Raw genomic sequence first — 9,006 nt, forward strand, 5'->3', positions numbered from 1 at the left:
GGCGTGGCGCGTCCGGTGCCGCGCCGTGCGCCCGGACCGCCGCCGTAGGCTGGCGATCATGCGGATTGGCATCGTGATCCTCCCCGACCAGCGCTGGTCGGACTCGCAGCGGCGCTGGCGGCAGGCGGACGACTGGGGCTTCGACCACGCCTGGACGTACGACCATCTGGGCTGGCGGGACCTGGTCGACGGGCCCTGGTTCGACTCGATGGTCACGCTCACCGCCGCGGCGACGGTGACCTCGCGGATCCGCCTCGGCACCCTGGTCGCCTCGCCCAACTTCCGGCACCCGGCGGCGTTCGCCCGGCAGGTGACCGCGCTGGACGACGTCTCGGGCGGCCGGCTGCTGCTCGGGATCGGCGCGGGTGGGATCGGCTTCGACGCCGCAGTGCTGGGCGGGGAGACCCTGCCACCCCGGCAGCGGGTCGACCGGTTCGCCGAGTTCACCGAGCTGCTGGACCTGATCCTGCGGGAGGACGGCACCACCTGGCGCGGTGAGTGGTTCGCCGCGGTGGACGCCCGGAACAACCCGGGTTGCGTGCAGCAGCCCCGGGTGCCGTTCGTGGTCGCCGCGAACGGGCCCCGCTCGATGCGGCTCGTCGCCCGGTACGGCCAGGGTTGGGTGACCACCGGGCTCGGCGGTGACGACCTGGAGGGCTGGTGGACCACGGTCGCGGACCTCGCCGGGCGGATGGACGAGACGCTGGAGAAGGCGGGCCGCGATCCGGCCACCCTGGACCGCTACCTGTCGCTCGACTCGGCGCCGGTCTTCTCGCTCAGCGGGGCGGGCTTCTTCGCCGAGCAGGTCGCCCGGGCGGCGCGACTGGGCTTCACCGACGTGGTGACGCACTGGCCCCGGGCCAGCAGCTGGTACGCCGGCGACGAGGCCGAGCTGGTCAAGGCCGCCGCCCTCCTCCCGGAGCTGCGCCGGCTCTGACCGCCCGGTGCCCGGCGTTAGGAAGGGGCCCTTTACCCGCACCAGGCGTTAAGAAGGGGCCCTTCCTTGCACCTCAGGTGCCGAGGTCGCCGGTGCTGATGCCGCCGTCGCCAGCGGAGACCAGGCGGAACCGGATGCAGACGACGGGGGTGTCGTCGTCGACCGGAAAGCCCACCCCGGTCCAGAACCGGCGGTGGCCCTCCCGCCACTCCTCGATGGACCGGTCGCCCTCCCCTTCGGAGCGGGCGAAGTCCCAGGACACGTCGGCGAAGCGGACCACGTCGACGGCGGTCACCTCGACCACACCGACCAGCGCGTCCTGGTCGTCGACCAGGACCAGCCGCTCGCCGACGTGTTCCAGCTCCTCGTTCTCGGCGGCGTACTCGTCGGTCAGCAGGCCGGCGGTGGCGGTCTTCACGCCGGCCAGCACGAGGGTGTTGAGGTTCGCGCGCATCTCGCCCGGGCTGCCCAGCGCGAGCGTGCGGAGTCCACCGATCCGGGGCCACATCCTGCCGAGGCTAGTGGCAGCCGGACCACCCGTCGCGGGAATTCCGGCTAGCGTGGGCGTCGGCCGGAGCACGAGGAGGCGACCATGGCGGACCGGCGGGCGGTGCTCGTGCCGGGGCGGGGCTACGACACGCGCGCCCCGCTCTTCGCGTACGTCGGCGAGGCGCTGCGCCGCCTCGGCTTCGACGTCCACGAGGTGACCTGGCAGGTGCCCCGTGACCTGCGTGCCGACCGGACCGCCAGGTGGGTGGCCGAGCAGGTGACGCCGGTCCTCGACCGGGGCGTCGACCTGCTGGTCGGCAAATCGCTCGGCACCTTCGCCGCCCCGCTCGCCGCCGACCGGGGCCTGCGCGCGGTCTGGCTGACCCCGCTGCTCGACCTTCCGGAGGTGGTCGACGCCCTCGGCCGGGCCACCGCACCGTGCCTGCTCGTCGGCGGCACCGCCGACTCGCTCTGGAGCGGCGAGGTGGCCCGCCGGCTCAGCCCGCACGTGCTGGAGGTGCCGGACGCCGACCACTCGATGCTGGTGCCCGGCCCGCTGGCCCGCTCGGCCGAGGTGCTGGGCCGGGTCTGCACCGCGGTGGAGGAGTTCGTCAGATGAGCCGGCCCGCGTAGCCGGCCGCGGCCAGTACCCGCGGGTCGCCGGTCGCCGCGTGCGCCTCCAGCACCGCGTCGGCCAGCTTCACCACATGCGCGTCGCCGTGCCGCGCCGCCCGGGCGAACACCTCGCCCGGGTCGTCGGCCGCGCCGAGCCGTCGCGCCGGGGCGGCCGGCGTGGGTGGGGCGTACACCGAGGTGACGGCGGCCGTGGCCGACCAGGCCGCGGCGACGCTCGGGGCCCACAGCGCCGGGTCCAGGGCCGGGAGGGTACGCAGCACCGCGGTCGGCGCGGTCACCGCGTGCACCAGCATCACCGGGTTGCCGTGCCCGAACCGCAGGTAGTCCAGGCCGGCCCGGTGCACCAACTCGGTGAGGGTCCGCTCGGCCTCCGCCGGGTCGGCCGGCGGGCGCAGTCCCACCGCCGCGGCGGCCCAGTCCGGTACGTCGGGCAACCGGCCGAGCCGGTCCCGGATCCCGCCGGTCTGCTCGGGGAGTCGGGGCACCGCGGCCAGCGCGGCGGCCACGTCGGAGCGACCGGTGAGCGGACCGGCCCCGGGCACCGGCTGCCAGCGGGCGGCCCAGTAGCCGAGCGCCTGTCCCAACTCGGCCAGCCGCGCCCGGTTCACCCCGTCGGTACGCAGCACCCGGACGGCGTGACCGACCCGGATCACCCCGTGGGTGGCCCCGGCCGCGATGCCGGGCAGCAGTCGGGGCCACCAGGTGCCGAGCACCTCCCGCCACGGGCGTTCGCGCAGCTCGTGGTCGAAGTGGGCGAGCCAGTCCCCGGCCCGCTTCGGGTCGCCGAGGGCGGCCCGCCAGTCGTCCACCGGCCGGAGCCCGCGGGGCAGCTCGTCCAGCCGGCCCAGGTAGTCGTCGAGCCAGCGGTGCACCCGGGCGCCGTGGCCGTGCCGGACCAGCGCCTCGACCGCCATCGGTCCGTGGTTGGAGAGCCAGCCCTCGAACTCGGGGCCGGTCCGGTGCAGTCGTTCGTACGCCTCGTCCAGGATGCCGTCGCTCATGCAGGCGATGGTCGATGCTCAACCGCGCTTGAGGTCAAGTGCTCAGAGGCGGTCCCCGGTGAGCAGGGCGCGCAGCCCGAGCCGGTCGGCGACGGCCGGCGGGCAGGTGGTCACCACCGCCGCCGCCCCGACGACCGCTGCCCCGGTCTCCGTCACCACCCGGTGCAGCGCGTCGAGTTGGGCGCCGCTGTCCACCCAGTCGTCGACGAGCAGCACCCGGTCGGTGGGGTCGAGCCGGGTGGTGTCCAGGCCGAGGCGCTGGCGGTGGCCCCGGTGGTCCGGCGAGGTCTCCGCCCAGCGCAGCGCACCGACCCGCCGCCGCCCGCCGCCGTCCTTGTACGCGGGCAGGAAGCCGGCGCCGGCGGCCACCGCGACCAGCGGACCGAGCAGCAGGCCGGCCGCCTCGGGGGCGATCACGACGGTGGGCCGGGCGGCGGGGAAGAGCCCGGCCAGGGCGGGTCCGAGGCCGGCCAGCACGGTCGGATCGCGCCACCAGCCGGCGGTGTCGCTGACCAGATGACTGCTGTCCGGGCCGGGGTCGACCCAGCGGAAGAGTTCGACCAGGCGTCGGCTCAGCATGCCCCTCATCCTGCGGCACCGGCGCCAGACGATGCGGCACCGGCCCCGGCCAGCGATCCTTCCTCCGTTCAGGGGAGGCCGGATCGCTTGATCGGCTACACGTACCAGGGTAAATGCGGGCATAGCACCATGATCACGTTGACTTCGGAAGTGCTTCTCTCGTTACGGTCCCAGCCGGTTTGTTCCGCTGACGAAAGGACCGGGTGGTGGCTGGTAGGCACTTCCGAACCCGTAAGTTCTCGCCCGCCGGCATCGCCGCCACCGCCGTCGTCGGCGTGGTGCTCGCGGTCGGCGGCACCGTCGGCGCGGTCCAGCTCACCTCGGGCGAGCCCGCCGCGGAGCCGGCCGCCGTCGAGGTCCTGCCGAGCACCCTGACCCCCAGTTCGGCGTCCCCCTCTGCCTCGCCGAGCGCGTCGCCGAGCCTCAGCCCCTCGCCGACGGCCACCCCGAGCCCGAAGGTGACCCGTACCCAGGCGGCCTCGCGGAGCAAGACCCGCACCGCCAGCCCGAAGCCCACCGCGAAGAAGACCACCTCCGCCCCGGCCCCGAAGGTCGTGTCCAGCGGCTCCTGCGGCGCGTCCTTCTACGACGAGGGTCAGATGACCGCGAACGGGGAGACCTTCAACCCGGACGCGCTGACCGCCGCACACAAGACGCTGCCGTTCAACACCCGGGTCCGGGTGACCAACCCGGCCAACGGCAAGTCGGTGATCGTGCGGATCAACGACCGCGGCCCGTACGTCGACGGCCGCTGCCTGGACCTGTCCCGGGCGGCCTTCGCGGCCATCGCCTCGACCGACCTCGGCGAGGTCGACGTCCGGTACGAGGTGCTCGGCTGACCGGGTGACCGGCGCGGTACGGGCCGGGCCGGGCGGCCGGACGGAAGTTCCACAGACCACCCGCCAGGCTCATTCACCCGGTCACGTCCATCAGGCATGCTGTCCGATGTACGCACGCAACCTCTCCAGCCGGGCCGCGGCCCGCTGAGCCCCGGATCCCGCGCCGGCATCGGCGCGGCCCTCGGGCTGCTCGCACTGGTCTCCGCCGTCGAGCTGGCGGACGGCCGCCCGGTGCATTACCTCGCGCTGATGGCGGCCGCCCCGCTCCTCGCCGCCGCGCTGGCGTCCTGGCGGGTGGTGCTCGGGCTCGGGGTGCTCGCCACCGGCATCGGGACGGCCTTCGCGCTCGTCGAGGGCACCACCTCCCTGGTCACCGCGGTGAACGTCGCGGGGATCGCGCTCGCCGCCGCGATCGCCGCCGCCGTGGCGGCGGTCCGCCAGCGCCAGTCGGAGCGGATCGCCGAGTTGACCCGGCTCGCGTCGGTCGCCCAGCAGGCCGTGCTCCGGCCGCTCGGACCCCAGGTGGGGACGCTCGCGGTGGCCGCCCGCTACATCTCCTCCACCGCCACCGCCGCGATCGGCGGCGACCTGTACGAGGTGATGGACACCCCGTACGGCGTCCGCATGATCATCGGCGACGTCCGGGGCAAGGGGCTGGACGCGGTCCGGCTGGCCAGCATCGTGCTCGGCTCCTACCGGCACGTCGCGTACGAGCGGGCCGACCTGCGGGCCGTGGTGACCGACCTGGACCGGGCGGTGGCCCGGAACGTGGGCGACGAGGACTTCGTCACCGCCGCCCTGGTCGAGGAGCGGGGCGGCACCCTCACCATCGTCAACTGTGGTCACCCGCCGCCGCTGCTGCTGCGCCGGGGCGCGGTCATCCCGCTCGAACCCCCGGCGCCCGCGCCCCCGCTGGGCTTCATGCCGGTGGTCCGGCCCCGGGTGGAGCGCCTCGAACCGGGCGACCGGCTGCTGCTCTTCACCGACGGTCTCGGCGAGGCGCGGCGGGACGGCGAGTTCTTCCCGACCGCCGACCGGGCCTGGCGGCTGCTCGGCCACGGCACGGTCGCCGACGGTCTGGCCTCGTTGGAGACCGCGCTGGTCGAGTGGGTGCACGGCCGGCTCGACGACGACATCGCGCTGGTGCTGATGGAATACAGCGGACCGCGCACCAGCGTGGCCGCCGCCGTGCCGAGCTGGGAGGTCGGCGCCGCCGAGAGCTGACGCGCCGGTCCCCGGTCAGCCCTCGCTCAGCTCGTCGGTGGCCCGTCGGCCCGCCTCGCCGGCCCGGCCGAGGAAGTCGGCGATCAGCTCCAGTTGGGCCTCGTCGTAGCCGGCGCAGATCTCGTCCATCTCGGCGTTCATGCCCGCGTAGAGGCGGAACAGCTCGCCGTTGCGCTCGCGCAGGGCGCGCACGATCACCGAGCGGCGGTCGGTGGCGTCGGGGTCCCGCTCGCGCACGATCCAGCCGCCGCGCTGGAGCCGGTCGAGGATGCCGGTGACGGTGGCCGGATGCAGGCCGGCCCGGCGGGCCAGCGCGCTCGGCGTGAGCGGTCCGTGCCGGGCGATCAGGTCGAGGCAGTCCAGGTCCACGTCGCGCAGCGAGAGGCGTACGCCGACGTGGTGGTTGAGGAGCGCGAGCTGGTTGTTCAGCTCCCGCATGGCCTCCTTGATCCGGGTGGCCGACCGGCGACGTCGACGCCCTTCCGCAGAATCTACGGAACTCATATTGTTTGGCCCTCGTATCAACTGTTACGGTTTCCATATCTTACGAGATTCCGCCGTGTGGAGCGGCGATCGACGGAGGAGCGGCGGATGAAGTTGACGATTTTCGGGGCCACCGGCGGCATCGGTCGCCACCTGGTCGATCAGGCGCTGGGCGCCGGCCACGACGTCACCGCGGTGGTCCGCGATCCCACCCGGCTGACCGGCGCGGCGGCCCGGGTGGTCACCGCCGACCTCGCCCAGGCTGACCGACGGTCCGGTGACCGGGCGCTACCGCACCGCGTACGGGCGGAACATCCGCGGCGGTCTCACCGTGTCCCGGGCCGACGTCGCCCACCTGATGCTCGCCCTGCTCGACCGGCCGGACTCGGTCGGGCAGACCGTCGGCGTCGCCGACTAGTCCTGGGGAGTGGCACATGCACATCGCGTACGTCGTCGTCACCCTGCTCGCCACCGTGGCCACCGGCTTCTCGGGCATCGCCGCGCTGGCCCACTTCCGGCCGATCCTGCCCGGGATGGCGGCGGCCGGGGTGCCGACGTCCTGGCTCACCTTCCCGATCGGCACGCTGAAGACCGCGGGGGCGGCGGGCCTGCTCCTCGGGCTGTTGGGCGTGCCGTGGATCGGTGTCGCCGCCGCTGCCGGTCTGGTGCTCTTCTTCGCCTGCGCGGTGCACACCCACCTGCTCGCCCGCGACCACTCGGCCCAGTTCGCACTGGCCAACGGCTTCCTCGTGCTGGCCGGGGTCGCCCTGGCGCTAGGGGTGGCGGGAAGCTGAACCGGAAGTGTGTAATCGCTGTCACTTCCACGATCGGCTTGTCGTTGGCTACCCGCGAGTAATACAGTCGGGGTTACTGATCGGTAACACCTGTCCGGAAGCGGGGCCAGCGAGCATGACCCACTACAAGAGCAACCTTCGGGACCTCGAGTTCAACCTGTTCGAGGTCTTCGGGGCGGACCGGACGTTCGGCCAGGAGCCGTACACGGACCTGGACGTCGACACCGCCCGTAGCTTCCTCTCCGAGGTCGACCGCCTGGCCCGTGAGGACCTGGCCGCCAGCTACACGGACAGCGACCGCAACCCGCCGGTCTTCGACCCCGCGACGCACACCGCGCCGCTGCCGGAGTCGTTCAAGAAGTCCTACCAGGCGTTCATGGACTCCGAGTTCTGGCGGCTCGACCTGCCCGAGGCCCTGGGCGGCACGAACGCCCCGCGCGCCCTCTGGTGGTCCCTCGCCGAGCTGGTGCTCGGCGCCAACGCCCCGATCTGGATGTACGCCTCCGGCCCGTCCTTCGCGCACGTGCTGCACGTGGAGGGCACCGAGCAGCAGAAGAAGTGGGCCAAGCTCTTCATCGAGAAGCAGTGGGGCTCCACGATGGTGCTGACCGAGCCGGACGCCGGTTCGGACGTCGGCGCCGGCCGCACCCGGGCCATCCCGCAGCCGGACGGTTCGTGGCACATCGAGGGCGTCAAGCGGTTCATCACCTCGGGTGAGCACGACCTCTCCGACAACATCGTCCACTACGTGCTGGCCCGCCCGGTCGGCGTGGAGGGCGTCGGCGGCCCGGGCACCAAGGGCCTCTCCCTCTTCGTGGTGCCGAAGTACCACTTCGACGAGGAGACCGGCGAGCTGGGCGAGCGCAACGGCGTCTTCGCCACCAACGTCGAGCACAAGATGGGCCTGAAGGTCTCCAACACCTGCGAGATGACCTTCGGCGAGCACGGCGTGCCGGCCAAGGGCTGGCTGCTGGGCGAGAAGCACGACGGCATCCGGCAGATGTTCATGATCATCGAGTACGCCCGGATGATGGTCGGCACCAAGGCGATCGCCACCCTCTCCACCGGCTACCTGAACGCGCTGGAGTACGCCAAGAACCGGGTCCAGGGCGCCGACCTGATCCGGCAGACCGACAAGACCGCGCCCCGGGTCACCATCACCAACCACCCGGACGTGCGTCGCTCGCTGCTCCTGCAGAAGTCGTACGCCGAGGGCCTGCGGGCGCTGGTCTGCTACACCGCCGGCTGGCAGGACAAGGTCGCGATCGCCGAGGCGGCCGGCGACGAGAAGGCCACCAAGCTGGCCAAGCGGGTCAACGACCTGCTCCTCCCGCTGGTCAAGGGGGTCGGCTCGGAGCGGGCGTACGAGCTGCTGGGCCACGAGGCGCTGCAGACCTTCGGCGGCTCCGGCTTCCTCCAGGACTACCCGCTCGAGCAGTACGTCCGGGATGCCAAGATCGACACCCTGTACGAGGGCACCACGGCGATCCAGAGCCTCGACCTGATCTTCCGGAAGATCGTCCGGGACAACGGCAAGGCGCTGATGGCGGTCGCCGGCGAGATCCAGGAGTTCATCACCTCCGAGGCCGGCAACGGCCAGCTCAAGGAGGAGCGGCAGGCGCTCGGCAAGGCGCTCGCCGAGATCCAGAACATCCTCGGCGTGCTGACCGGCTGGCTGGGCGAGGCCCAGGCCGGCGACCCGCGGGCCCTCTACAAGGTGGGCCTGAGCAGCCGGCGGGTCCTGCTCGCGGTCGGCGACCTGGTGGTCGGCTGGCTGCTGCAGAAGCAGGCGGACGTGGCGCTGAAGGCCCTCGGTGGCGAGGTCTCCGTCGCCGACAAGGCGTTCTACACCGGTAAGGTGGCCGCTGCCCGGTTCTTCGCCCGCGAGGTGCTGCCCCGGATCGGCGCCGACCGGCGGATCATCGAGGGCGCCGACCTGGAGATCATGGACCTCCCGGAGGAGGCGTTCTGATCCCGCCCGGGATCTGAGGCTGACCACGGCGGCCGGCGAGCACAGCGCTCGC

Annotated in this window: 11 protein-coding genes and 1 pseudogene; 8 read left to right on the forward strand and 4 right to left on the reverse strand. The window is 73.1% G+C overall.

Features of this window, described 5'->3' with window-relative positions; all coding sequences use genetic code 11:
* Window positions 1-58: 58 nt before the first annotated feature.
* Window positions 59-937: an LLM class flavin-dependent oxidoreductase gene (locus tag ACWEVO_RS20745; protein WP_452309171.1), complete on the forward strand. Its 879-nt coding sequence runs from the start codon at window positions 59-61 to the stop codon at window positions 935-937.
* Between the two features lie 73 nt (window positions 938-1,010).
* On the opposite strand, the gene ACWEVO_RS20750 is transcribed toward ACWEVO_RS20745, so the two are convergent.
* The gene (locus tag ACWEVO_RS20750) at window positions 1,011-1,445 is read right to left on the reverse strand and encodes an ASCH domain-containing protein (RefSeq protein ID WP_452309172.1); all 435 of its coding nucleotides are present in this window, start codon (window positions 1,443-1,445) and stop codon (window positions 1,011-1,013) included.
* Between the two features lie 84 nt (window positions 1,446-1,529).
* Between ACWEVO_RS20750 and ACWEVO_RS20755 the strand changes: the two genes are divergently transcribed.
* On the forward strand, window positions 1,530-2,045 hold the full coding sequence (locus ACWEVO_RS20755; RefSeq protein ID WP_452309173.1) for an alpha/beta hydrolase: 516 nt from the start codon (window positions 1,530-1,532) through the stop codon (window positions 2,043-2,045).
* Here ACWEVO_RS20755 and ACWEVO_RS20760 read toward each other — a convergent pair.
* Window positions 2,038-3,063 (reverse strand): questin oxidase family protein, encoded by a 1,026-nt coding sequence (locus tag ACWEVO_RS20760; protein ID WP_452309174.1) that lies wholly within the window; start codon window positions 3,061-3,063, stop codon window positions 2,038-2,040. The two genes, ACWEVO_RS20755 and ACWEVO_RS20760, sit on opposite strands and share 8 nt — an antisense overlap.
* A 42-nt stretch (window positions 3,064-3,105) precedes the next feature.
* Window positions 3,106-3,651 carry a phosphoribosyltransferase gene (locus ACWEVO_RS20765; RefSeq protein WP_452309175.1) on the reverse strand — a complete coding sequence of 182 codons (546 nt, stop codon included), beginning with the start codon at window positions 3,649-3,651 and terminating at the stop codon, window positions 3,106-3,108.
* Window positions 3,652-3,848: 197 nt separating this feature from the next.
* On the opposite strand from ACWEVO_RS20765, the gene ACWEVO_RS20770 reads away from it, so the two are divergent.
* Window positions 3,849-4,481: a septal ring lytic transglycosylase RlpA family protein gene (locus ACWEVO_RS20770; protein ID WP_452309176.1), complete on the forward strand. Its 633-nt coding sequence runs from the start codon at window positions 3,849-3,851 to the stop codon at window positions 4,479-4,481.
* Between the two features lie 96 nt (window positions 4,482-4,577).
* A complete protein-coding gene (locus ACWEVO_RS20775; RefSeq protein WP_452309177.1) occupies window positions 4,578-5,705 on the forward strand; it encodes a PP2C family protein-serine/threonine phosphatase in 1,128 nt (375 codons plus the stop codon).
* A 15-nt stretch (window positions 5,706-5,720) separates the two neighbouring features.
* Here the strand turns inward: ACWEVO_RS20775 and ACWEVO_RS20780 are convergent, their stop codons facing one another.
* Window positions 5,721-6,143 carry a MarR family transcriptional regulator gene (locus ACWEVO_RS20780; RefSeq protein ID WP_452309178.1) on the reverse strand — a complete coding sequence of 141 codons (423 nt, stop codon included), beginning with the start codon at window positions 6,141-6,143 and terminating at the stop codon, window positions 5,721-5,723.
* Window positions 6,144-6,296: 153 nt separating this feature from the next.
* On the opposite strand from ACWEVO_RS20780, the pseudogene ACWEVO_RS20785 reads away from it, so the two are divergent.
* The 4 genes and pseudogenes from ACWEVO_RS20785 to ACWEVO_RS20800 all read left to right on the forward strand — a co-directional run.
* Window positions 6,297-6,395, forward strand: a pseudogene (locus ACWEVO_RS20785) (NAD(P)H-binding protein); the annotation flags it as partial.
* A 70-nt stretch (window positions 6,396-6,465) separates the two neighbouring features.
* Window positions 6,466-6,606 carry a hypothetical protein gene (locus ACWEVO_RS20790; protein WP_452309179.1) on the forward strand — a complete coding sequence of 47 codons (141 nt, stop codon included), beginning with the start codon at window positions 6,466-6,468 and terminating at the stop codon, window positions 6,604-6,606.
* Window positions 6,607-6,622: 16 nt separating this feature from the next.
* Entirely contained in the window at window positions 6,623-6,982 is a 360-nt protein-coding gene (locus tag ACWEVO_RS20795; RefSeq protein WP_452309180.1) for a DoxX family protein, read from the forward strand.
* Between the two features lie 115 nt (window positions 6,983-7,097).
* A complete protein-coding gene (locus ACWEVO_RS20800; RefSeq protein ID WP_452309181.1) occupies window positions 7,098-8,954 on the forward strand; it encodes an acyl-CoA dehydrogenase in 1,857 nt (618 codons plus the stop codon).
* Window positions 8,955-9,006: the final 52 nt, after the last annotated feature.

This window comes from Micromonospora sp. NPDC003776 (assembly GCF_053605645.1).